The sequence below is a fragment of the Arthrobacter sp. 10T413_2 genome, from assembly GCF_056394205.1.
Genome location: NZ_JBFTHK010000033.1, coordinates 1 through 23,067, shown reverse-complemented (window position 1 = coordinate 23,067; position 23,067 = coordinate 1). Strand labels below are relative to the sequence as shown.

Genomic DNA, 23,067 nt, shown 5'->3' with positions numbered 1-23,067 from the left:
ATCTGGCACAATGAACAGGTACTCGATCTGCGTGGCCCCTCTCTCCGCGTCCGGATCTTGTCCTTTAGAACCCCCTAGTACGGCCCGCCCCACGGGTGCAGAACGCCGGGCTCGACCCCGTTTCAGAAACAGGAGTGACCACAAAAGTGGCCGTAAAGATTCGCCTTAAGCGCTTCGGTAAGATGCGCGCACCGTACTACCGCATCGTCGTCATGGACGCACGCTCCAAGCGTGATGGCCGTGCCATCGAAGAGATCGGCAAGTACCACCCGACCGAAGAGCCCTCGTACATCGAGGTCGACACGGACCGTGCCCAGTACTGGCTCGGCGTCGGCGCACAGCCGTCCGAGCAGGTTGCCGCGATCCTCAAGATCACCGGTGACTGGCAGAAGTTCAAGGGTCTCCCGGGCCAGGAGGGAACCTTGAAGACGAAGGCTCCCAAGGCTGCCTTCGTTACGCCGGAAAAGGGTTCCGTGATCATCCCGGAAGCCATCACCAAGAAGGCCAAGAAGGACGAAGCTGCCGAGGCTCCCGCCGACGCCGCCGAAGCAGAGACCACCGAGGCTGAGTAAATTGCTGGCAGAAGCGCTCGAACACCTGGTCCGCGGGATTGTTGACAGCCCCGAGGACGTCAAGGTCAGTGCGAAGAACAACCGCCGCGGGGAAACCCTCGAGGTGCGCGTTCATCAGGACGACCTCGGACGGGTGATCGGCCGGCAGGGCCGGACCGCACGCGCACTGCGCACTGTGGTTGCGGCGCTGGCGGACGGCGAGCCGGTCAGGGTCGACGTCGTCGACACGGACCGCCGCCGCTAACGCGTTCAGCATTACTTGTCTTTAGCCCGGCCCCTTCACCAGATAATGGTGGAGGGGCCGGACTGTTTTCCGCGCCAACCAACCCCGACCCACCCCGAACAGAGGAACAGATGCAGCTCCAGGTCGCACGAATCGGCAAACCCCATGGCATCCGCGGCGAAGTGACCGTCCAGGTGCTCACCGATGCGCCCGGCGACCGCTTTGTCCCCGGTACGCAGTTCATCGTCGAACCCGCGTCCTCCGGGCCCCTGACGGTGTTCAGCGCCCGCTGGAACAAGGACATCCTGCTGCTGGCCTTCGACGAGATCGAGACCCGCAACCAGGCCGAGACCCTGCGCGGCGCCAAGCTGTTCATCGAAACCGAAGACATCGGCGCCGACGACGACGATGAAGGCTGGTACGAGCACGAGCTCGTGGGCCTGGACGTCCAGGTGGGCGGCAACGTGGTGGGCAAGGTCTCCGGACTGCACACGATGCCCGTCCAGGACCTGCTGGTGGTCACCACGGCCGAGGGCCAGGAAGTCCTGGTCCCGTTCGTCGAGCAGATCGTGCCCGAGGTCAACGTGGGGGACAAGTACGTGGTGGTCACCCCGCCGCCCGGACTCTTCGAGGTCAACACGGACGAGTCCGCTGACCAGCCGGCCGCCGGGAACCAGCCGGCTGGAGAACGCGGCACCGAGGCCGGGAGCAACGCGTAGATGAGAATCGACGTCGTCAGCATCTTCCCGGAGTATCTGGCCCCGCTGGAACTGTCCCTGATCGGCAAGGCCCGGCAGGACGGCCTGCTGGACCTGCGGGTCCATGACCTGCGGGACTTCACGACCGACCGGCACCGCACCGTCGACGACACGCCTTACGGCGGCGGCGCCGGGATGGTCATGAAGGCCGAACCCTGGGCGCAGGCCCTCACGGCCGTCGCGGCCGACCGTGCCGAGGACGCTGCGGGTGCCGGGGATTCCGGGGATGCCCGCAAGCCGGTGCTGATCGTTCCCTCGCCGGCGGGCGAGAGGTTCACGCAGGCCACCGCGCATCAGTTCGCCGAGGAGGACCAGCTGGTCTTCGCCTGCGGCCGGTACGAGGGCATAGACGAACGCGTCCTGGAATGGGCGGCCGACCACTTCACGGTGCGTCCCATGAGCCTGGGGGACTACGTCCTCAACGGCGGCGAGGTCGCCGTCCTGGCCATGGTCGAGGCCATCGGGCGGCTGCTGCCCGGCGTCGTCGGCAACCCCGAATCGCTCGTCGAAGAATCCCACTCGGACGGGCTGCTCGAATACCCCGTCTACACGAAGCCCTCCAGCTGGCGGGACCGTGACGTCCCTGCGGTGCTGCTGAGCGGCAACCACGGCAAGATCGCCCAGTGGCGCCGGCACGAACAGTACCGGCGCACCGCCGAAAGGCGCCCGGATCTGCTGGCCGGGTTCGACGCCGGTACGCTGCCCCGCGCGGACCGCACTGCGTTCGCCGATCTGGGGTACGACGTCGTCGACGGGCGCCTCGTGCCGCGTCTCGGCGCCTGAACTGTCGGGATTGGGCTAACCCGCACCAAATGTGGCAAAATTAGTCCTTGTGCCTGCTGGGTTGCGAACCTGCCACAGGGGGAGCGCTACCAACAGCCCGGCACCCCGGTCCCGTCTATTCCTGACAGGGCCGGATTGACAAACTTTCGGCGGACAATTCCGGGCGGCAAATGCCCCCTGGCCTGGCCGTCGTAACCCAACGTGAGTGACCTGTGGCGTTCACCAGGAGTGGATCAATGCATATCCTCGATTCCGTAGACGCAGCCTCGCTGCGCACCGATGTTCCCGAGTTCCGCGCGGGTGACACCATCAAGGTTCACGTGAACATCATCGAAGGCAAGAACTCCCGCGTCCAGGTCTTCCAGGGCTTCGTCCTGGGCCGCCAGGGCGACGGCGTCCGCGAAACCTTCACCGTCCGCAAGGTCTCCTTCGGCGTCGGCGTGGAGCGTACCTTCCCGGTGCACTCCCCGATCATCGACAAGATCGAGCTCGTCTCCAAGGGTGACGTTCGCCGTGCCAAGCTTTACTACATGCGTAACCTGCGTGGTAAGGCCGCGAAGATCAAGGAAAAGCGCGACTTCCAGACCGCCAAGTAGGTCCTGCGGACTCAAACGCAGTCCTCCAACGCAGTCTTCCGCCGCGGGTCCACGGACCGTGCCCGGCGTGCCGCCGGAGCTATCCGCAACAGCGCACTTTAGTTCACGACAGCGCCAAGGGATACGGAACATGGAACAGCCAAAACGCCAGCCCAGGAAACCGGGCTGGCGTTTTGCGTTGCTGGCCCTGGTGCTCGCGGTGGCGATCAGCGCCGTGGTCCGTTCGCTGTGGGTGGATGTCTACTACATCCCGTCCGCTTCCATGGAACCGCTCCTGCTTACCGGGGACCGGATCCTTGTGGAGCGGACCGGCCCTGAGTCCCTGAACCGGGGCGACGTCGTGGTCTTCGACGGCCGCGGCTCCTTCGCCCCGCTGAACAGCGGCAACGGACCCGTGGTGGACGCCCTCGCCGAAACCGGACGCTGGCTGGGCCTCGCCGGCAGCGACACCACGTACGTCAAGCGTGTGATCGGGCTGCCCGGAGACCGCGTGGTGTGCTGCGACGCCAGCGGCCGGCTCACAGTCAACGGCCAGCAAGTTGCGGAACCCTATGTGTACCCGGGGGACACCCCGAGCGAAATGAAGTTCAGTGTTGAGGTGCCGGCCGGGCGGCTGTGGCTGATGGGGGACCACCGCTCCCTCTCGGCCGATTCCCGGAGCCTCCTCGGCGCCCCCGGCGGCGGCATGGTGCCGCTGGAACGCGTCATCGGCCGGCCGGTACAGATCATCTGGCCGCTTGATAGATTTGCAGCAGTAGCGCGGCCCCAACCGGCTGCGACAACGACGACGACGAACGGACAGTAGATGCCCGAGACCGAACCGCGCACTCCTGATCCGCAGGGCCAGGACCTACCCCGGGTGACCTCCTCGGCGATCCCCGACGAGCAGGACACCAGCGGCGGAGCGCCGCGCGCGGACCGGCCTGATTCTGACCGGCCTGTTTCTGACCGGTTTGATTCTGACAGTGCCGACGCTGACAGTGCCGACGCTGGCGGGGCTGCCGTGGCTGCCCACGAGGAGCGGCCCGCCGGGCCTGCCCACGCCGGGAAGTCCTCCCGGCGGGCCAAGCGGGCCAAGGCCCGTGAAGGGCGCAGCCCGCTCTTCCTGTGGCTGAAGGAGGTGGCCACCGTGGTCGTCGTGGCGGTCGTGCTGTCCTTCCTGATCAAGACCTTCCTGTTCCGGGCTTTCTACATTCCCTCCGAATCCATGGTCAACACCCTCGACGTGAACGACCGCATCTTCGTCAACCTCCTTGTGCCGCAGCCCATCGCCCTCCAGCGCGGCGACGTCGTGGTGTTCCGGGACAGCCAGGGCTGGCTCGCCCCCGCAGCCCCGAAGACGAAGGGCCCCTTCACCTGGGTGCAGGACGGGCTGACGTTCGTCGGCCTGCTCCCGGACAACTCCGAACAGCACTTGGTCAAGCGCGTCATCGGGCTCCCCGGCGACCACGTGGTCTGCTGCGACGCCGGCGGACAGCTCACCATCAACGGCGCGCCGCTGGACGAGAAGTACATCAATCCCGCCGAGATTCCCCAGGTCCGCGACTTCGACGTTGTCGTGCCGGCCGGCAAGGTCTGGGTCATGGGCGACAACCGCAACCACTCCGCGGACTCACGCGCCCACATGGACACCAACGGCGGATTCGTCAACGAGTCGGACATCGAAGGCCAGGCCGCCGTCATCGCCTGGCCGCTGAACAGGATCTCGGCACTGGACAACTACCCGGCCGTGTTCCGCAGCGTGCCCGCCCCGGCCGGAAAGTAAGACGCCCGCCATGTCCGACGCCCCCACCCTCGACTACGAACGCCGCTTCCGCCGCTCCGGCGCGCGGCTGCTCGCGGGCATCGACGAGGTCGGCCGCGGTGCCCTCGCCGGCCCCGTCAGTGTGGGGATCGCCGTCGTGGACCTGCAACGGCAGAAACTCCTGGCCGATGTCCGGGACAGCAAGCTGCTCAAGGTCGCGGACCGGGAGCGGCTGGTGCCGGTGGTCCGGGACTGGAGCGTCGCGTCCGCCGTCGGACACGCGTCCGCGAACGAGATCGACGAGCTCGGTATCATCGGCGCCCTCCGGTTGGCCGGCAACCGCGCCTGGTGCGCCGTCCTCGCCGCCGGCGTCCGGCCGGAGGTCGTCCTGCTCGACGGCAGCCACAACTGGCTCTCGCCTGATCTCCAGCCCTCTCTGTTTGACGAGGCTCCCGCCGACCCCGGCTGTGACGCCCCGGTGCACACGCTGGTGAAAGCCGATATGCAGTGCCTCAGCGTCGCCGCGGCCAGCATTCTTGCCAAGGTGGAGCGGGACCGGATGATGAGCGAGCTGCACCTCGAATACCCGGGCTACGGCTGGGACGAGAACAAGGGCTACGGTACCGCCGCGCACAAGGAAGCGCTCCGTGCCGCCGGTCCCACGCCCTACCACCGGGTCAGCTGGCAGCTGCTCTAGCGTGCCGCGGCCGCACTCCGGTCCTATCGCGACGGCTGGCGCGGACCGGACTTGTGGCGCGCGGCCGGCACCGGATGGTGCAAGATGGAACCATGAGTGCCGAGGACCTTGAAAACTATGAAACCGACATGGAGCTACAGCTCTACCGCGAATACCGCGACGTCGTCGGGCTGTTCAGCTATGTGGTCGAGACCGAGCGGCGTTTCTACCTTGCCAACCACGTAGACTTGCAGGCCCGCAGCGCCGACGGCGAGGTCTACTTCGACCTCACACTGCAGGACGCCTGGGTGTGGGACGTTTACCGCTCCGCCCGGTTCGTCAAGAGCGTCCGCGTCATCACGTTCAAGGACGTCAACGTCGAGGAACTGCCGCGCAGCGAGGACCTGGCCCTGCCCAAGGTCGAGGACCTCGGCAACTGATCCCCGCGGAATCTTTCGCGGCAGCCGGTGGCCGCTGGATTTGCGCGACTCTTCCTCCACAGAGGCCCGCGTAGGGGGGACTTCCTTGAGGGTTTCCACATAGCCCAAGTGTGCTCTGTGGTCGTCCCCGGCGGCGCTGCACGCTGGAGGCATGAGAGCTAAGGATGTGCTGGGCCGGCGCGGGGAGGACCTCGCCGCCGGGTATCTTGCATCGCTCGGTATGCGAGTGCTGGAGCGCAACTGGCGCTGCCCTGAGGGCGAGATCGACATTGTCGCGCTCGACGGCGACGCCCTGGTCATAGCCGAGGTGAAAACCCGCAAATCCCTCGCGTACGGCCATCCCTTCGAGGCAGTCGGCGCGGACAAGCTGGCCCGGCTCCACCGCCTGGCGTCGGCTTGGTGCCGTGCCCAGGGGCTGGGCTCGCCGCCCTGCCGCGTGGACGTAATCGCCGTGATCGACGACGGCACCGGCGAGCCCGCCGTCGAGCACCTCAAGGGTGTGAGGTAGGTGGGGCTGGGCCGGAGCTATTCGGTCGCCCTGGTGGGCCTCAACGGCTACATCGTGGAGGTCGAGGCCGACATCGGCCAGACCCTGCCGGCGTTCGTGATCCTGGGACTGCCGGACGCCTCGCTCAACGAGGCCAAGGAACGGATCCGCTCCGCGGCCCAGAACTCGGGAATCCCGCTGAGCCGCCGGAAAATTACGGCCAACCTGATCCCGGCTTCCCTGCCCAAGCGCGGCTCGGGCTTCGACCTCGCCATTGCCATGGCCGTCCTGCTGGCGGCGAATGACATCCGGTCCACCGGCCGCACCGTCTTCATCGCCGAGCTCGGCCTGGACGGCCGTCTGCGGCCCGTGCGGGGCATCCTTCCGGCGGTGATGGCCGCGGTGCGGGCCGGCTACCCGGAGGTCGTGGTGGCCCGGGCCAACGTGGCCGAGGCCGAACTCGTCCCGGGCGCACGGGTCCGCGGCTACGCCACGCTGGCCCGACTCGCCTTCGACTGCGGCGCGGATCCGCAGGACCTCGCCCTGGACTTCGAGCCCGAGCCCGAGGACGCCGACAGCCCCGATCCCGGCACCGGTCCCGCGCTGGCGCCGGACATGTGCGATGTCTCCGGGCAGGCCGCGGCGCGCCGTGCCCTGGAAGTGGCTGCCGCGGGTGCCCACCACCTTCTGCTGACGGGGCCGCCCGGTGCCGGGAAGACCATGCTGGCCGAGCGGCTGCCCGGCCTCCTGCCGGACCTGGGCGACACCGAGGCCATGGAGGTGACCGCCATTCACTCCCTGTGCTCGCTGCCCTCGGGCTCCGTGCAGCTGCTGCGCCGGCCGCCCTACGAGAACCCGCACCACACCGCGACGGCGGTGGCCATCATCGGTGGCGGGTCAGGGCTGCCGCGCCCCGGGGCAGCGTCCCGCGCGCACCGCGGAGTGCTCTTCCTTGACGAGGCCCCCGAGTACGACCGCGGCGTCCTGGACGCCCTGCGGCAGCCGCTGGAAAGCGGCGAGCTTGTCATCCACCGCTCGGCCGGGGCCGCGGCCTATCCCGCCCGGTTCCAGCTGGTCCTCGCGGCCAACCCGTGTCCCTGCGGCAAGGCGACCGGGAAGGGGGTGGACTGCGTCTGCACACCCACCATGCGCCGCCGCTACCAGGCCCGGCTCTCCGGCCCGTTGCTGGACAGGGTGGACATCCAGCTCGAAGTGGAGCGCGTCTCGCTCGCCGGTTTCGGCCAGCCCGCGGCCGAGGAAGGCACCGCGAGCATCGCAGAGCGCGTCCGCGCAGCCCGGGCCCGTCAGCTGGAGCGGCTGCTGCCCTTTGGGCTGGAAACGAACGCGCAGGTGCCGGGACGGCTGCTGCGCGGAGCCCTGCGGCTTAGTGCACCCACCACGCGCGTCCTGGACTACGCCCTGGAACGCGGCGTCCTCACAGCCCGCGGCTACGACCGCGTGCTGCGCCTGCGCTGTACAGCCGATTTGCAGATGTCTGGTCCCGCCTCACCAAGGCATCCCAGTTCATCGCGAGGTTCAGGCATCCAGCTTGATGGTGGCGGACAGGGCGCCAGCGTCATCTCCTATCACGCCATGCCTCCAAGTCAGAAAGTAGAAATCCCACCAGCTGCTGAACCCCGTGCCGTATGAGCATTCAAGGGGCGTCTCGCCTCAGCCATCGAGGGATGAGGCACAGGCGGTGTCTCGATGCCCTCGCGCTCCGTTCAGCTGCTGCGCCGGCCGCCCTACGAGAACCCGCACCACACCAGCGACTGCGGTAGCCATCATCGGCGGCGGGTCGGGGCTGCCGCGTCCCCGGGCGCACCGCGGAGCGCTCTTCCTGGACGAAGCGTCAAATCTAGGACCCTCCTCACCTAGTGTCAACGCGAATCCCATGCGAAAGCGCCCAGCTCAAGGCGACTTCGGCGGACGGGTAACACGTATGGTGGTCCCAGTATCTAGGCCGTTAGGAGCAGGGTGGCTCCATATGGGCGATGGGCTTTTTTGTTCAACTTCAATTCCGACTAATTGCTTCTCGGCAGCAGAGTCGGCCAACCCTACGTACACAAAGTACGAGCCTGCTTCGGGAGTATCTGGGCCCAGCTGGATTTGGCCGCAATCGAAGGTCAAAGCGCGCTCGTCCACGCTGCAGACTGGCGTGTAGGCAAGGCCAGGTTGCTGCATACTGCCGGTGTCGTCTTGCGCCACGCGCTTGCGAACTGCTGCCCAAATCTCCCTGCCACTCGGTATAGGCTTAAGCAACTTGCCATTAAGCGGCACTTCCAACTGATCGGTCCCCATCGTGTATTCAGTGGGATTAATCGAAGTTACAAGCAGGACGTCCTTGGCTGCTGCGATTCCTTTGTCGGCCGCCGCCTCTTGTCCGTGGTCCCACGGATGCCACTGGATGAGAGAGCTAACAGCTAATCCGATCACGCCAATCCAAGCGACTCTTTCCGACGTGCGCATACGACCTCTGCTTCGTGCAGGCGCTGACTGGGGCTGGGCCATTGTTGCTCCGATGCTCTGCACCAACAGATTGGAAGACGAGTATAAGGGCTGCAATGGGCAATGGACAGAGGCAGGCTTGCTGGAGCAAGAGGATTTAGATTCTGTGCCTTCCTACTCCCTCAACAGGTCTCCCCACTGGTCACGGATTGGGCTGCTCCGGAGATTTCGGACAGTGGTGCCCCGTGAAAAGATGGGGACTACCGGAATGAGGAATCACCAGAATGTCATCAACCCGTCGCAGGTTCACTCAGGAATTCAAGGATGAACTGTGCCGCGAAGTCATCGACTCGTCCAAGCCGATCAAGACGGTCGCCACCGAATACGGCGTGGGTGCCGAGACGTTGCGTAATTGGCTGAAGAAGTACAAGGAAGCACATGGCGGCGCCGAGACGGAGCCGGAGCTGAACGTCTCCGAACGTGCCCGGCTCAAGGAACTGGAACGTGAAAACCAGGAACTGAAGGCGGAGGCCGCGTTCCTAAAAAAAGCGGCCGCATACTTCGCAAGGGAGCCACGGTAGTGGCGAAGTATGAATTCATCGACTCCTACACGGCAACGCCGAAAGCGCCGGCGGTGCTGAGGATGTGCCAGTGGCTGGAGGTCTCCCGCTCAGGGTTCTACCACTGGCGATCCCGCCCGGTATCGGCCACCGCGGCCCGCAGACAGGCGCTGGCCGCCCGTGTGCGGCATTTCTTCAAGGAATCGGACGGGACCTATGGATACCGCCGGGTCCACGCGGACCTGGCCGGTGAGGGCATCGAATGTTCCCCGGAGCTGGTGCGCCAGATCATGCGGCAAGAGGCCCTGGTACCGTGCCAGCCACGACCCTTCAGGACCACGACTGTCGCCGACGCCGAAGCGGCCGGGGCAATGCCGGATCTGGTGAAGCGCGACTTCACTGCTGCTCGTCCCGGCATCAAGTTCGTCGGGGACATCACCTATGTGCACACGTGGCAGGGGTTTATCTATCTGGCTACCGTCATCGACTGCTATTCGAAGAAGGTCGTCGGATGGGCGATCGAGGACCACATGCGCTCCGAGCTCGTGGAACGGGCCCTGTCCAATGCCGCGGCAACGACCCGGATCGAGCCCGACGCGATCTGGCATTCGGACCGTGGAAGCGTTTATACCTCGGCCTCTTTCCGGGCCCTGGTCACCGGGCTGGGCATGCGTTCGTCCATGGGTAAAACCGGGATCTGCTGGGACAACAGCCAAGCCGAGACTTTCTTCTCGGCCCTAAAAAACGAGCGGGTGTACCGGACGACGTACGCCACGAAGGAACGCGCCCGCAAGGACATCATCCGCTACATCGAGGGCTTCTACAACAGCCGCAGACGCCACTCAGCGCTCAACTACCAGCGGCCGAATGAAGTCCACTATAGTTACCAGCAGCCGGCCACGGCAGCGTAGAAAAACCACTAATCCGCTGTCCGAAAACTCCTAAGCAGCCCAGATGTTGCCGCCGACGGTGTCCCAGTGGCGGCGACCTGCAGGGTATTGGCATTCAGCAAGCGAGGCTATTATTGCTGGAGAGCCAGCGCGACTGGCCGGTGTCTCCTTCTTAGGCATGTGAAATGGACGCTGTGCGACATGTCCCTTCGGCTGTCATCTCCCCTCAACCTACCCTCACAGGTACAGCCGAGCTGGCCGTCGTGCCGTTACCTAGCAGACCTAACCGGTTGTCGCCCCAGGCCCATACGTTTCCAGCGGACGTGATGGCAAACGCCTGGAAGGGGGCGGCAGCAGCGCTTTGGACACCGGTAAGGGTCGGGACCTCCATTGGTACGGCCGAGTTTGTGGTCGTGCCGTTACCGAGTTCGCCGAACCGGTTGTCGCCCCAGGTCCATAGCGTCCCGTCGGTTTTCACCGCAAGAACCGAATCAAGGTCGGAGCCGCTAACGCTTTGGACACCGGACAGACCCGCAACTTGCACAGGTATGGTCGAATCGGCGGTCGTCGTGTTCCCTAGCTGGCCAGAGAAGTTTCCCCCCCAAGCCCTGACCGTCCCATCTGTCTTGAGGGCAAATACCGCGCTGCCACTGGCGGAGACATTTTGGACTCCGTCGAGGCCCGTGACTTGAACGGGTACGGTTGCGTTAGCCGTGGTGCCGTCTCCGAGCTGGCCGGTGTTATTGGACCCCCAGGCCCATACTGTCCCGTCGGCCTTGACCGCGAACGTAGACAAGATGTCAGGGGTTATGTCCCGGACTCCAGTTAGGCCGGTTACTTGCACAGGCACTGACGAGGCGATGGTGGTACCGTTTCCGAGATTACCCTCGAAGTTCAGGCCCCAGTCCCAAACGGTCCCATCGGTCTTCAGCGCAGTCACTGTGTTGCCGTCGGCAGTGATTTTTTGGACGCCGGCGAGACCCGGGACCTGTACGGGCACGGACGAGTCCGACCTCGTGCCGTTCCCTAGCTGACCCACTCCATTCATGCCCCACCCCCATACCGTCCCATCGCTCTTCAGCGCATAGGCCGAGTAGAAGTGGGCGACTATACTCTGAACACCCGTCAGTCCCGTAACCTGCACAGGCACGGACGAGTTCGTGGTCGTGCCGTTCCCAAGCTGTCCCTTGGAGTTGAATCCCCAGGCCCATACCGTCCCATCGCTCTTCAACGCGAGTGTCGACCAGTAGTCGGTGCTGATGTCTTTGACGCCGGTTAAGCCTGCGACTTCCATGGGCAGGGTTGCATTAGTGCTGGTGGCGGTGCCGTTCCCGAGCTGACCTTTGTCATTCTGGCCCCAGTCCCATACTGCTCCATTTGTCGTTACCGCGTACACGGTGTAGCTGTCCGTGGCGACCTTTTGGACGCCGGTAAGACCCGTTGCGCTCGGTTGGATCGTCACGGTGGCTGTGAACGCGGCGGTCATGCCTGCGGTGTCCTTGACGCCGGCAATGATCGTGGACGTTCCGGGGCTAGTTGGGGTGCCGGTGATGATACCAGTGAGCCGGTCAAGGACGAGGCCTACGGGTAGTTGCCCGTTGTTGACGGTCCAGGCGTACGGCGCCGTCCCGCCCGTGGCGTTTAAGACTGCACGGTACGGCTGTCCGACGGTTCCGGTTGGCAAAGAGGTGGTGGTGATTTGCAGCGGCCCGGGCGGCGGCGGGGGGGCCGTGTCCCATGAGGCGAGTATTTTGTTTTGGAAGAAGGTCTTCTTGACGATCGTGACATGGGCGGGGGAACCGTGAAAGAAGCAATCCAGACAGGCACCCAGCTGGGCGGCGGCGGTGAAGTCGAGGACTGCGACCGGGTGGGTGGTCGGGTGATAGCCCGCGTGGAGGCTAGCAGTGAATTGCCCTGTGATACCAACGATGTCGTCCAGGCTCACTCGGACATCAACTGTACCGGTGAGTACGGTATCTACCCCGGTGTCGCTTCTGATCTGTAGAGGTTCGTAGGTTGTTCGGCAATATGACAGCCGGGTCTCGGCGCCCGACTCCCATCGGTACTCCGTCGAGCAGTGCAGGGTGACCGATGCGGTAATGTCGACTTTGCTGGAAACAGATACCGAGAATTTGGGCTGTTCGGCTATGACCACGGCGCCAAGCTCGCCCGCGGGTACTAGGCGCTTCACCTCCGGCAGGGTTAGGGTGCAAGTGTCTTTTTGTTCCGACAAAATTCCTAGCTTGAGGGTTATGACAGTGTCCAGGTCGACCTGAAATAGGCTAAGCCCACCGGTTCCGACGTATACGCCTCCGGCGCCGGCAATTGGGTGCTTCCAGATAGCCGTCAGTCCTGCCGTCAGGTCAGGTTCGACCTTCGTCTCCTCGCATTTCATCGTTGGCGAGGGCGTCGCTAATGCGGATCTCTGGGGGCTGGCTAGCTGATTTGGCACCGCATTCGATGCTGCAACATTGACTGCGGCTGATGCCGGAGCAATGCTGAAGGCCGGTGGGGGTGCGGATGCGGGCGCTATGGTGGTTGTGGCGTTAGATTCGCTGGTCTTGACCGTACCGGCCGTGAATGCATCAGCGGGAGTCGTTGGAGTTACAGACGCTGTCGACGTGCCGTCGGGGTTGGCTGAGACGGTTTGGACGTAGACAACGGCTCCCGACTCGATTGCAGGCGTCGGTGCAAGGACAAGGACTGCGCCTCCAGCGACGGTGATTCCGGTGAGCGTTACAGTGGCCAGTGCGCCCGTCGTTGCGTTCCGCGTGATTCCAACGATCTTGGTTCCGGGAACTTGGACTGTTCTCGCGGAGGGGGTCAGCACTGCACAAGGCGAGTCGATACATGCAGCGGGGAGTGTTTTGGGGACCTTGAGCCGTCGGGAGACGGAAGCGCGGCGGCCGGCAGAGTCAATCACAGTGAGGGCGATCTGGCTGGTGCCTAGTTTGACTGGCGTTCCGGAGAGGATGCCGTCGGTGGACATGGTGATTCCTTGGGGAAGCCCGGTTGCGGTCCAAGTCAGGGGTGGGGTGCCTCCCTTGGCCGTAAGCTCTTCCAGATATGGGGTCCCGGCGACGCCGTCGTGTAGGTCTTTGTCTTGTACGACAAGATGCTTCTGGTTCGGCCGGTCGGGGTCTTCGCTGGAGGGCTTTGAGGCCTTTGTGGCTTCTGGAGACAATTGGGAACTTACTGCCGCATTGGCCGGGCCCCCAGCAAAAGTTGACAAAAATAGGAAGACGCATATGGCAACGGCAACAGGCTGAACGCGATTTCGAGCAGGCACGGGCGACTCTCCCCTCACGAGCGGCCACGAGCGGACCGCGCATCCGGCGTCTGATAACTGCACACGGACTTCGCCGAATTCTATGCAGTCATCGCCTGCGGGCCACGAGTATTGGCTACTTGCTTATCCAATGCACGGCACGCGTGCACTAGGACCGCCTACCGCTTTTGACGAAGTGCGCTCAGCCATGGGACGGCCGGGTGTGCGCCGAGAACTCGTTGTCATCGTGGCTGTCCGCGCTGAGAAAGGATTCTGCATCTGCCCGTGGAACGTCGGATGAGTCGACTTACAGAAGCGGGCACTATGAGTCCTCAGCCTGGATTCGTTGGCCGAACCGTAAGCGGTTTTTGAGTTAATCGGAAGGTCCGCTACACCGTGCTTCGGGCGACCTTGAAGAAATCGGCGATCTCCGAGGAGGTGTGTGCTCCTCCTTTGCCAAAGGGCGACCACGGTGATCGCAGCGGCGCGCTGGTTTTCCGTGATGGCTACCAGGGAGGCCATCGCGAAGCGGGAATGGTGCCAGCCGCGTGGGGAAAGTCAAACAGCAACTCATCTCGACTCGAGGGTCTGGACGCGGTAGTCGGGCGGCGCTGACGCGAAAAGCCCTTGTTTACCACAGATCTGTTCTTCGGTCCGCTTAACGATATGCCCCATATCACTTCGGTATGCGTCTGTCAAATTCGTGTACAGTTTCCGGAGCTGCCGCATGATCCGCAGCCTATCGAAGGGAAGCTCATGACCGAAGAATCCGAAAAGACGAGAGGACCAGCTTTGTCTTCAGCCCGAGAAATGGTCCAGGCCGCAATGGTCAAGTTTGTTCTGCGTGCCGCTGGGGAGGCATGGGAAGTGGGGTACGCCGCAGGCGATGCGTCGGCTGAGGAGGTATGGGCAGCCATAAATGCCGAAGGCAATGCCTCCCGTGAGGCGGTATCGACAGCGGGATACGCCGCGGGCTGTGCTTCTGTTGAACGGGCAGACAACCCCCGCAACGAGGCCCAGGACTTGCTGCGTGCACCGTTAGGCGTTCTGCTAGAAGCCGTCGTGGCCGTGGGTGACGTTTTCGGCACGAACGCAAGGTGTGTCGAGGCGGCTGCCTTGCTCCAAGAAACGGCGCGTCTTCTTGGTTACCAGCTCCGGGTTCGGCCGGTCTCTCTCTTCGCCCGTCATGTGCGGACAGAAACGTGGGCCGTTATGGGGCCGCGGGCCACGGGGCAACTCTCGCACGAAGCACGCGCGAACGCGGAGAACTACCGCCCCGGGGGAAAAGACACTGGCCACCTCGTCCTGACGTCAGAGGAACCATGCCTACTTTTCGATCCAAATCTGCGGCAGTTGGGTGCCTCCGGTTACGATGCCCCGAGCCTCATACTCCGGATCAACAGCACTAACCCGGACACGGGCCGGTGGCTCGCCGACGCTGGCAGCTGGCAGTTGGAGTACATCCTGGACGAGGACAACCGCGTCCTCATCGACTGGTTGGATGAGATTGTCCGGCGCCTTTCATCGGACGCCGAGTACCTTGCAGGAATGCTCAGGTCAGGCGCTACCGCACAAATGATGCGGGCACAACGCCACACTTCCTAAACCCCTTGTCGGAAGAGGGGCGACACATCTGCAACGCCACACCGCCGCGACCAGCAGATGGCCTTCAGGGCTTGGGCGAACCCTAAATGCCCTGTGGCATCACAGACCTTGTGAGTCTCCGGGGTCGCTACGCCTGCCGGCACTGTGTTTGCTGAATCTTCCGCGCTGCATCCCTCTTGACGCGGAGAATTTCCTGGGGGCGTTCGGGCCGGGTGTTGAGGTTCGTCGCGCTGGGATGGACGGGCGCGTAGGAGATCCCTCCCGTTCTTGGCGTGGACACCCAGTGGGCGGCGACGTGTGCACTTGAGTCGCGGCTCGTTCTCGGTAGTTCCGTCCGACGCCGTAAGCAGCGGGCCCTGCGGGGGCTGGATGAGGATCTTCCGCCGGACCCTGTGCCTCCATCGATCAGCGGCAGGGCACTGTCCCAACGGCTAGGCCTGACCCGCTAGGTCCGTGTTCGTGAGCCAGCCGATTACTGGGTCCGAGTTCTTGCCGCTCGTGGTCACGAAGACGTCATTGCAGTTCGAGATCTCGCGGATCTCTCGTTGGGCATCGCTGAGGAGTGCTTTGGGACCGATAAATCCCATCGATTTCACGAGTTTCCCCAATTCGGGATCCGACGAGAGGGTCTGCATCGTCAGATCTCCGAAGGCTAATGGGTCGATTTTCCGTGCGGCGGCAAAAGCATCAAGCGTTGACTTATGCACGATATAGTGAACGACATCTGAGTTGTCAAGAATTGGCAGGCGCATCACGCCTGCAGAGGTTATCCGATTGTAGATATCGACAAGTTTGACGTCATCGATCGTCGCTCCTGCCGGAACGGAGGCGACGACCATGCGGGCTCTCGGCAGCATCGCATCCGCCACCAGGTGTGCGTTCGCGTTCAGGCCAAGAAGCTGCGCTGTGTTTGCTGTAGCTGTTCTGAGGTTCTCCCGCGCGAAGTAGAATGCCAAGACTGTGCCGACCCATGTGCCCAAGAGGGGAAGGACCGAGGTAAACACCAAGCGCGCCATTTCCGCCCTATCCGTAGCGAGAACTAGGGCGAATAGGCTGATGAGAACAATTCCCACCCCGCTCAGTGCTAAGACCCACTGAGCGAGCCGGTCGCGCTCGACAGTCAAGCTGGTCCCTGGGCGAGGCCTCGACGCTTTTGCTGGTGGCTGATTCGCCATTTCAATCTCCGAGGAACGTGTGTGACAAACGATTTCGCTGTTTTCCGGGGTGCCGCGATTCCCCGGTTTGAAATGCAACAATTCGGTTTAGCCGCCTTCAATGAAGTCGGCCGTGGCCCGCAGGAATCTGGCCGCGGAGCGTGCCCGGGCCTCGGCAGTCGAGGCCTCCGGCGTTGGCTGATCAGCGACTCCGGCGGCGGCCTGACTGCCGTTGCCCGGTCGGGGTGCTCGCGCCAGGGCGCCCAGGAAGGTGCGGGCGATCGAGACGTCCGAGGCGTCCATTTCGGGATTCTGCCGCGGTTGGTCCCTGAACTTGTCCAGTACCTGCTGTTGAAAACGGCCGTTGCTGACGGTCCCGGCGCAACCGACGACCAGGACATTTGCCGCGGCCGTGAAATCGCCGTGACCTCCGGTTTCGTAAGCAACCTCCTGCGGCCCGCAGGCGCTGAAGAGTACTTCGCGCATGGTCGTGCGTTTCCCCGGCGTCGATGGATCGCCCCGCTGGGCCTTGTACGCTGCCACCATTTCATCCGTCGGGTACATGAAGCGGGGACGACGTCCCTGCCCGACGGCTGATGCGCCGAGCCGTGCCAGCGCTGCTTCGGTCACCGGGGGAGCAGATCGGGTGGACTCCCCGGAGTGGCAGGAATCAAAAAAGCAGGTGACGTTGACGCCGTCGGGAATCAGATCAAAGATGGCCCCCAGGTCGTCGTCAATGATCAGGTTTCCGGCCTGGAAATCGGCGGGGCAGATCGCCTGCTCATAAGGCCATCCGGGCGTGTCGTCGTCGCCGGTCAGGTCCGGCACATAGGTCCCGTGACCGGAGTACTGGATGGCGATGACGTCGCCAGCCCGGCTTTCCGAGACCAGGGCCAGCACTTTTTCCAAGATGTTTTGACGGGTGGCGTCCTGATCGGTCAGCTTCTCCACTTCGTAGCCGAGTGCCGTGAACTGGCTGCCCCATGCATCGGCATCGGCCACGCAGCCGGAGAGCCGCAGAGCACTGGGATAGTCGTTGATACCGATGCACAGTGCCCGCCGGTGCCTTGCCGGCACGGGCGCTGACGGCAGCATTCCTGTGGCGGGAAGCGTCCATAGATCCGGTGGCAGCCCGCGCCCGGCGGGGTAAGGCACAACGTCCGGCTGGCCGGTCACCCGGCGGGCGAGGCTGTCCATCGTTAGCTGGTCACCGTCGAAGCCGCCGTGTGACGTTGCCCCGCTGAGGTCCGTGGGTGCTCCGGAGGTTGTCGGGGACCAGACGACATCGGCCTCCGTGGGGCTCGGCGGGGTGCTGAACAGTGCGTTGAGGGCGCCGTCGGCGCGGACGCACTCCTCGAGCCCAAGAATCGGGCAGAACTCTTCCGGCTCGAGGGCGGCCCTGATCAGGTAAAGCAGGGATTTCCCGTAGACACCCAGGCATGTGTCCTGGAGTTCGGTCCGCCTGTCCATCGTGAACATCGACAGTCTCGTGATGCCGGTACCGATCAGCGGCATGATGTTCTGTTTGAACAGGTCCGAGCGCACAGCCGGAGCCAGGAGGTTCACCGTGTCAAATGACGGCACCCCCGCCTTGACCGCGGCAGGTACGAGGTAGGAGTGGAAGATGGATCCGGCGCTGTGGCCGATGGCATGGAGGGTGATCGCACCCGGGTTCGCCGCACAGAACCTGGCGAGCCTGGCGGCAAAATAGAGCGCCCCTCCACCGGGCTCGGAGGCTTTCCTGGCACCGTCCTTCATGTCTCCCCAGACCGCCTGGCCCGGGCCGTAATGCAGGGCCAGTTCTATGGCGCGGTCCTTGATGTCCTCGAACAACCCCCTGCCACCACGAGCGATCACACCGGACACCGCATCCATGAGCGCCGCGGCGAGTCCGGATTCCCAAACAAAATGCACGGGGTAGGCTCCGTTGGACTTCCACCAGCCAACCTGATCGTTGGCGATCCTCAAGCCGTCGCCCTCATTTACCAGGCCGCCATGAGCCCAGATCACAAGGGGCACACCTACTCCGCCATGATCCCGGATGAAATCAGGCAGATAAGTGTCGAAGATGGCGTCAACGTCTTCCTCGCCGGTGCTGTATTCACCGTCCGTTGAAAAGACGCCCCGCTGCAGGTCGATCACATGGGGTTTGAGGGCCAGAAGCTGGTCAGACGAAAGACCGGAACTGCGGGAGGTGGAGGAAATCACCGGATAAGATGTCATGCCATTCCCCTGTGCGCGTGCGGCCTCACGGATGACAATTAGGATTGCTGAGGCATTTCAACATGCCATTCCAATGCTCAACCACGTTAATTGGTTGGCAGCCATGCTGGCCCCAATTCATGGCCGTGTCAATAGGGCATTGTTGACTCATAGAAAGGCGCTCCGGCCCAGTTGCTGACGCTCTCGGGTGGTTTGCTAAGCGGGCATTTTTTGTGAAGAACCGAACGCCCTTGACTCCACAGACGCACGCGAGCAGACTGCGATGCATCACACGTCCGGTGCCGGGCAATTACGTCGGCTTTCCAGTCCAATAATTCGCGTGTAGCGGCCAGCCACAATGATCTGATTTACGCGGTGTGTGGCGGCTACCAAGATGAACCGACATAGCAACGTGCGTCCGTGCAAGGTGAATGGCGCCCCAGGCGCCCGCGCCACAAGGGGAAGAAACAATCGGAACGGAAGTTCGATCTCACTCCGCACCGGCGAGGCAATGCCGACGTCAGAGGGTCCGCAAGGCGGCCTTCGGAAGGGCGTTGCGAGGACAACACGGGACCACCGTCGCCCACTTCAGCAACCCCGCAGGTGTGAGGACCATGTATGCGACGAGTAGGGCATCTTTCAATTTCGAGTCCCGCGGAAAGAACCCTGGCCGCGAGCAAGCGCGGCAGTACGGCGGGCCAGGGAGGACCAATGCACTCCGGGCGCTTAGCGTCCTCAGCCGCCCGCAAACTGGAGTACCTGACGATTACGACTACGAGGTCATCCGGGCGCAGCAGCCGCCAACCCCGGCGATTCAGGCATCGCGACGCCCGCCACCCAAACTGGGAAGGACGCCAAATAAAAGCGAAACGCCAACTCGGTTCACACGCACCCCACTTTCGACGCCGCGGCCGACCTGTGACAGAGACTTTCCGAACGCTTCGAACTGAGGAGCGTGACCCTCCGCAGCGGGGGAGTCAACGGGCCGCCGATGGTGCGGACCCGTGACCCTGGTCTACGTGTGGCAACTTAGCCGTAGCGATGGACGAGGAACTCCGAAAAGTGTATGAGAGAAGCAGGCCCAATGCATAAAGGAGCAAATCGCGCCTAGACCGCGTGGATGCCAAGTCAATGCCCATGTCGCCGGCATAGTCCGCTACAGGCCCGGAGGTCGACGCGGACTCGAACCGATCCGCCGGAGACAAGAGATTCATCAACCGGAACTAGCGATCCAGCTAACATATTCGGCGAGTTCGCCTCGATAGCAATGGAGGATTCATCATGGCACTTTACCCGTCAGCACAATGGCGGCCTCTCGCCGCGGGAGATCCTGGGGTTCGTATGACCGCGCACGACATTGTTTGTGTGCACACAATGGCTGGGTTTCTGGCCGGCACCGAGTCATTGTTCCGAAACAATGGCTGGGCAGGCACGGAGTCACACTTTGGCGTCGGCGGTCCGGCGGATGATCCGGGGAATGACGGCGTGGTATATCAGTGGGTGGACACGGATTTTCAGGCCGATGCCAACCTTCAGGGCAACGCCCGTCTCATTAGCATCGAGACAAGCGACGGTGGGAAAGAGTCAAATCCCTGGTCCCCGGCCCAGCTCGACTCGATCGTCGACATCATCGTCTGGTGCTGCCGGGAGTACTCCATTCCACCCGATCTGATCGCGGACAGTGCACCCGGGCGCCGGGGAATCGGCTACCACCGGCAAGGGATTGACCCTTGGCGGGTCGCCGGGGGAGAGAAGTGGTCGAAGGCGCAGGGGAAGGTGTGCCCAGGGGACACACGCATCCACCAGCTAGTCAACGAGGTCATTCCCAGAGTGCAGCATCAGATGGCAACGCCGCAGCTGCTCCAGCTCGAGTCTGTAAATCCGGATGCGGGGGTCGGTGGCTCGCAGGTCGTGCTGACGGGGTCCGGGTTCAACGGGGCCACCGGAGTGTCCTTCGGGGACGTGTGGGCGGACAGTTGGTCAATCGATGATGACACCCAGATCACGGCCACCGTACCGGATCCGCTGACGAGCGGTTCAGTGTGGGTAACGGTCGCCTCGGTGGACGCAACCAGCGAGGGGGTAGCCTTCGCATACCAGGACGCATCGACGCGGGCTCCCTCCCTTTTGAGCGTGGACCCGGATGCGGGGGCCGGTGGCTCGCAGGTCGTGCTGACGGGGTCCGGGTTCAACGCGGCCACGGGAGTGTCCTTCGGGGACGTGTGGGCGGACAGTTGGTCAATCGATGATGACACCCAGATCACGGCCACCGCACCGGATCCGCTGACGAGCGGTTCAGTGTGGGTAACGGTCGCCTCGGCGGACGCAACCAGCGAGGGGGTAGCCTTCGCCTACCAGGGGTGAATATGCACAGCCAAAGGGAGATTTGCTGCATAATCTGGTCGAGTCCCTGACTAAACCGGGGAACGAGAACGTTGGTAATAGCGACTCCCGCGGCGGCTACTGCCAGCCACACGGCAGGCTTCTCCCAACGGGCGGCAAACCTGTCCTTCCGGCCCGCCGCATGGCGGGATTTCCTGTCGGAGGCCTGGTGCCTAGCCATGGATCGCTCACCTGCTCTAAATTATGTGTGTCAGCCTTACTCCACGATGCTGCTCCTTCTGACGGGGGCCGTGAAGGCACAACTCCCCAATCAGCCCGTTGATCCGCCAGCGCACAGGTCCGGACAGGACTTTCCAGCCGAGACCGCGAGGAAGCACCAGATACCGTCCCGCTTCATCCAAATTCGTGATGGAGTACGGGTGGGTGTCTCACTTCTGTTGGCCTTCAGGCCTAGACGTAGATTCCCGCGGCGCCCGCGTTCGCCCGTTTGACGTCCACTCGGACTGTCCAATGTCGGCCGTCGCCATTGTCCATGATGTTGTCATTGCCGTTCAGCAACAGTGTTCCTCGCGCCTCTGGGCCCATCGCGCCTTCAAAGACGCCATCCTCGCAGGCAAACCAATTGGCGTTACCGGTTTTCGCGACCAGGCAAAACGCTGTCGCGGACGGCACTGGAGCGTTTGCATTCGCCTTATGGCCCTTCCATCCGGCGGGAGTCGTATCGCCCGAGAAGACGATTCCGTTCCAGAACGCTCCGGAGCCGGATAATGTCAATGTGTCCCCGGGGTTGACCCGTATGTGCGTGTTTACGGCGCCGCCTCCAGGGCCATCGATGACCCAGAACCGGGCGTCGTTCACATCGACACCGGCAGCGCTCAAAGGCTGAACATACTCGGCCACCAGTCCTACATGACCGAGGGTGCTGTCGGCTATGTGGCGGCACGTGAATGAGATGGGTGCCCCGGGGTTGTCCAAGGTGAACTTCAGACCACTCTGATATACGTTCGCAAGGTCGTCAATGTCGCTAATATTTTGGAATTGAGAGTGCCCCGGCACGCCCGACGTGTAGATCTGGATGTCCGAGTTCTGCAAGATTTCCTTGAATGTGACGTCCACGCTTCCGCCGACCTTGACGGTCCCGTCGTAGTGTCCTTTCAATGCTGCAGTGAGGTCGGTGCTGGCGTATGCTCCCGTTGCGGTCACGCATATGAATCTGCCGTATTGGACGCTGTCGATGAACATCGGCGGGTTCCCGGAACCGCAGTAGGCCCGCAGGCTATCGGGCGTGACATCAGACTGCCAGAAGCCTTTTGCGCCTGCCTGTTTCGGCGCAAAGGTGACGTTATAGAAGATGTTCCGGAGCGTCCCAACCACAGTGCTTTTCCTGTGCGTCTGGTTCAATGTGGCGTTCGCGTCCGCTCCAAACGTTGCACCCGAAACGGATAAGCCTGCTTTAACGCCCATCTCCTTGTACGTCGAGGCGCTCTCATACGAAGCCTTCACGATACCGGGGGAATCAGACGGATTCAGCTGATGGAGCAAGTCGCTACGTGCTTGGGTGATGCTGGCGAGCGTGGGTTCAGCAATTTCCTGGCTCTGGCTCACGGGGTTGTTTGTTATAAGGTCCGTGGTGATGGTGATGACACCGGGCTGCCGGTGAAAGGGTCCGATGGGCGCCACATCTCCAGAAAGCAATCCCTTTCCCTGGATCGGCTGTCCTGGCCACACACCAAGCTGAGCAAGGTCCTGAAGAAACGCGTGCTCGACCACGTCGTTGACTAGCCTGCGCCGCTGTTCGATGATCTGGTACGCAACCCCGGAGACATCCACTGAGCTTGTGGTTGGCGTGCCGATGTCCGTCGTCCCGGACACGATCTGCGGAAGCCTGCCGCAGGCGTCTGCTGTGAAATTAATCCCTGTCTCGGCAACGTACCCGCGCGCGGGAACGGCCCAAAGTCCACCGTCGACTCCGGACGCCCAGATTGGCTGACTGTACTTGTCGTAGATGACAAGGTTCCCGTTGTCTTGCATTATCAGGAATGGGTCCTCGAATGGTCCCCATGTCCCGGAGGACCATCGAAGTATGTCGTTCTTGTCCGTCAGAACCATCTGGGCGTCACCCTGAAACGTCAGGCTCGTCGGATGCTGATCCGCCGGCCCCCATTCAGTTTCGGATGCCCAATAGGCGTTGCCGGCAGCGATACCGTCGTGATAGAGCACCAAATTACCGTCGCTCTGAAGTATCAGGGTAAAGCGGCCATTAGGCGATTCGAGTGTTTCATCGATTCCTAATTTTTTTCCCGGGGTCAGTTTGTCGG

Annotated in this window: 19 protein-coding genes and 1 pseudogene; 15 read left to right on the top strand and 5 right to left on the bottom strand. The window is 63.2% G+C overall.

The window, feature by feature from the left end:
• Nucleotides 1-146 precede the first annotated feature (146 nt).
• The 12 genes and pseudogenes from rpsP to AC1DBQ_RS07920 all read left to right on the top strand — a co-directional run.
• Entirely contained in the window at nucleotides 147-572 is a 426-nt protein-coding gene (gene rpsP, locus AC1DBQ_RS07975; RefSeq protein ID WP_091256308.1) for a 30S ribosomal protein S16, read from the top strand.
• Nucleotide 573: 1 nt separating this feature from the next.
• Complete coding sequence (locus tag AC1DBQ_RS07970; RefSeq protein ID WP_018773450.1) at nucleotides 574-816, top strand: RNA-binding protein; 243 nt, start codon at nucleotides 574-576, stop codon at nucleotides 814-816.
• Between the two features lie 110 nt (nucleotides 817-926).
• Entirely contained in the window at nucleotides 927-1,514 is a 588-nt protein-coding gene (rimM, locus tag AC1DBQ_RS07965) for a ribosome maturation factor RimM (RefSeq protein WP_476927991.1), read from the top strand.
• A complete protein-coding gene (trmD, locus tag AC1DBQ_RS07960; protein ID WP_476927990.1) occupies nucleotides 1,515-2,336 on the top strand; it encodes a tRNA (guanosine(37)-N1)-methyltransferase TrmD in 822 nt (273 codons plus the stop codon). It begins immediately after the preceding gene.
• A 236-nt stretch (nucleotides 2,337-2,572) separates the two neighbouring features.
• Complete coding sequence (rplS, locus tag AC1DBQ_RS07955) at nucleotides 2,573-2,932, top strand: 50S ribosomal protein L19 (RefSeq protein WP_091256284.1); 360 nt, start codon at nucleotides 2,573-2,575, stop codon at nucleotides 2,930-2,932.
• A gap of 130 nt (nucleotides 2,933-3,062) precedes the next feature.
• Nucleotides 3,063-3,737: a signal peptidase I gene (gene lepB / locus AC1DBQ_RS07950; protein ID WP_476927989.1), complete on the top strand. Its 675-nt coding sequence runs from the start codon at nucleotides 3,063-3,065 to the stop codon at nucleotides 3,735-3,737.
• Nucleotides 3,738-4,697, top strand: coding sequence for a signal peptidase I (gene lepB, locus AC1DBQ_RS07945; RefSeq protein ID WP_476927988.1), 960 nt, complete (start codon nucleotides 3,738-3,740; stop codon nucleotides 4,695-4,697).
• Between the two features lie 10 nt (nucleotides 4,698-4,707).
• Entirely contained in the window at nucleotides 4,708-5,373 is a 666-nt protein-coding gene (locus AC1DBQ_RS07940) for a ribonuclease HII (RefSeq protein ID WP_476927987.1), read from the top strand.
• Nucleotides 5,374-5,465: 92 nt separating this feature from the next.
• Nucleotides 5,466-5,792 (top strand): DUF2469 domain-containing protein, encoded by a 327-nt coding sequence (locus AC1DBQ_RS07935; RefSeq protein ID WP_476927986.1) that lies wholly within the window; start codon nucleotides 5,466-5,468, stop codon nucleotides 5,790-5,792.
• Between the two features lie 151 nt (nucleotides 5,793-5,943).
• A complete protein-coding gene (locus AC1DBQ_RS07930) occupies nucleotides 5,944-6,300 on the top strand; it encodes a YraN family protein (RefSeq protein ID WP_476927985.1) in 357 nt (118 codons plus the stop codon).
• A complete protein-coding gene (locus AC1DBQ_RS07925; RefSeq protein WP_476927984.1) occupies nucleotides 6,301-7,929 on the top strand; it encodes a YifB family Mg chelatase-like AAA ATPase in 1,629 nt (542 codons plus the stop codon).
• 78 nt (nucleotides 7,930-8,007) lie between these two features.
• Nucleotides 8,008-8,131: pseudogene (locus tag AC1DBQ_RS07920) on the top strand (ATP-binding protein); the annotation flags it as partial.
• A 59-nt stretch (nucleotides 8,132-8,190) separates the two neighbouring features.
• Here AC1DBQ_RS07920 and AC1DBQ_RS07915 read toward each other — a convergent pair.
• Nucleotides 8,191-8,748: a hypothetical protein gene (locus tag AC1DBQ_RS07915; protein ID WP_476927999.1), complete on the bottom strand. Its 558-nt coding sequence runs from the start codon at nucleotides 8,746-8,748 to the stop codon at nucleotides 8,191-8,193.
• A gap of 263 nt (nucleotides 8,749-9,011) precedes the next feature.
• Here AC1DBQ_RS07915 and AC1DBQ_RS07910 point away from each other — a divergent pair.
• Nucleotides 9,012-10,198, top strand: a protein-coding gene (locus AC1DBQ_RS07910; protein WP_476927983.1) for an IS3 family transposase whose coding sequence is annotated in 2 segments (ribosomal slippage) — nucleotides 9,012-9,267 and nucleotides 9,267-10,198 — 1,188 coding nt in all. Because the reading frame shifts where the segments join, the coding sequence is not laid out codon by codon here.
• A gap of 205 nt (nucleotides 10,199-10,403) precedes the next feature.
• On the opposite strand, the gene AC1DBQ_RS07905 is transcribed toward AC1DBQ_RS07910, so the two are convergent.
• Nucleotides 10,404-13,466, bottom strand: coding sequence for a putative Ig domain-containing protein (locus AC1DBQ_RS07905; protein WP_476927982.1), 3,063 nt, complete (start codon nucleotides 13,464-13,466; stop codon nucleotides 10,404-10,406).
• A 606-nt stretch (nucleotides 13,467-14,072) separates the two neighbouring features.
• On the opposite strand from AC1DBQ_RS07905, the gene AC1DBQ_RS07900 reads away from it, so the two are divergent.
• The gene (locus AC1DBQ_RS07900; protein WP_476927981.1) at nucleotides 14,073-15,050 is read left to right on the top strand and encodes a hypothetical protein; all 978 of its coding nucleotides are present in this window, start codon (nucleotides 14,073-14,075) and stop codon (nucleotides 15,048-15,050) included.
• A gap of 431 nt (nucleotides 15,051-15,481) precedes the next feature.
• Here AC1DBQ_RS07900 and AC1DBQ_RS07895 read toward each other — a convergent pair whose 3' ends face one another.
• Both AC1DBQ_RS07895 and AC1DBQ_RS07890 read right to left on the bottom strand, forming a co-directional pair.
• Entirely contained in the window at nucleotides 15,482-16,174 is a 693-nt protein-coding gene (locus AC1DBQ_RS07895; protein WP_476927980.1) for a hypothetical protein, read from the bottom strand.
• A 138-nt stretch (nucleotides 16,175-16,312) separates the two neighbouring features.
• Nucleotides 16,313-18,427, bottom strand: a complete 2,115-nt coding sequence (locus AC1DBQ_RS07890; RefSeq protein ID WP_476927979.1) for a caspase family protein — start codon at nucleotides 18,425-18,427, stop codon at nucleotides 16,313-16,315.
• A 1,260-nt stretch (nucleotides 18,428-19,687) separates the two neighbouring features.
• On the opposite strand from AC1DBQ_RS07890, the gene AC1DBQ_RS07885 reads away from it, so the two are divergent.
• The gene (locus tag AC1DBQ_RS07885; protein ID WP_476927978.1) at nucleotides 19,688-20,770 is read left to right on the top strand and encodes an IPT/TIG domain-containing protein; all 1,083 of its coding nucleotides are present in this window, start codon (nucleotides 19,688-19,690) and stop codon (nucleotides 20,768-20,770) included.
• Nucleotides 20,771-21,199: 429 nt separating this feature from the next.
• Here AC1DBQ_RS07885 and AC1DBQ_RS07880 read toward each other — a convergent pair.
• On the bottom strand, nucleotides 21,200-23,067 hold a 1,868-nt coding region (locus AC1DBQ_RS07880; protein WP_476927977.1), incomplete at its 5' end, for a thiol-activated cytolysin family protein.

Bases quoted from the DNA above. Each gene is read 5' to 3' on its own strand.
- rimM (WP_476927991.1), top strand. From the start codon at position 927: ATGCAGCTCCAGGTCGCACGAATCGGCAAACCCCATGGCATCCGCGGC.
- trmD (WP_476927990.1), top strand. From the start codon at position 1,515: ATGAGAATCGACGTCGTCAGCATCTTCCCGGAGTATCTGGCCCCGCTG.
- rplS (WP_091256284.1), top strand. From the start codon at position 2,573: ATGCATATCCTCGATTCCGTAGACGCAGCCTCGCTGCGCACCGATGTT.
- lepB (WP_476927989.1), top strand. From the start codon at position 3,063: ATGGAACAGCCAAAACGCCAGCCCAGGAAACCGGGCTGGCGTTTTGCG.
- lepB (WP_476927988.1), top strand. From the start codon at position 3,738: ATGCCCGAGACCGAACCGCGCACTCCTGATCCGCAGGGCCAGGACCTA.
- AC1DBQ_RS07940 (WP_476927987.1), top strand. From the start codon at position 4,708: ATGTCCGACGCCCCCACCCTCGACTACGAACGCCGCTTCCGCCGCTCC.
- AC1DBQ_RS07935 (WP_476927986.1), top strand. From the start codon at position 5,466: ATGAGTGCCGAGGACCTTGAAAACTATGAAACCGACATGGAGCTACAG.
- AC1DBQ_RS07930 (WP_476927985.1), top strand. From the start codon at position 5,944: ATGAGAGCTAAGGATGTGCTGGGCCGGCGCGGGGAGGACCTCGCCGCC.
- AC1DBQ_RS07915 (WP_476927999.1), bottom strand. From the start codon at position 8,748: ATGCGCACGTCGGAAAGAGTCGCTTGGATTGGCGTGATCGGATTAGCT.
- AC1DBQ_RS07890 (WP_476927979.1), bottom strand. From the start codon at position 18,427: ATGACATCTTATCCGGTGATTTCCTCCACCTCCCGCAGTTCCGGTCTT.
- AC1DBQ_RS07885 (WP_476927978.1), top strand. From the start codon at position 19,688: ATGGCACTTTACCCGTCAGCACAATGGCGGCCTCTCGCCGCGGGAGAT.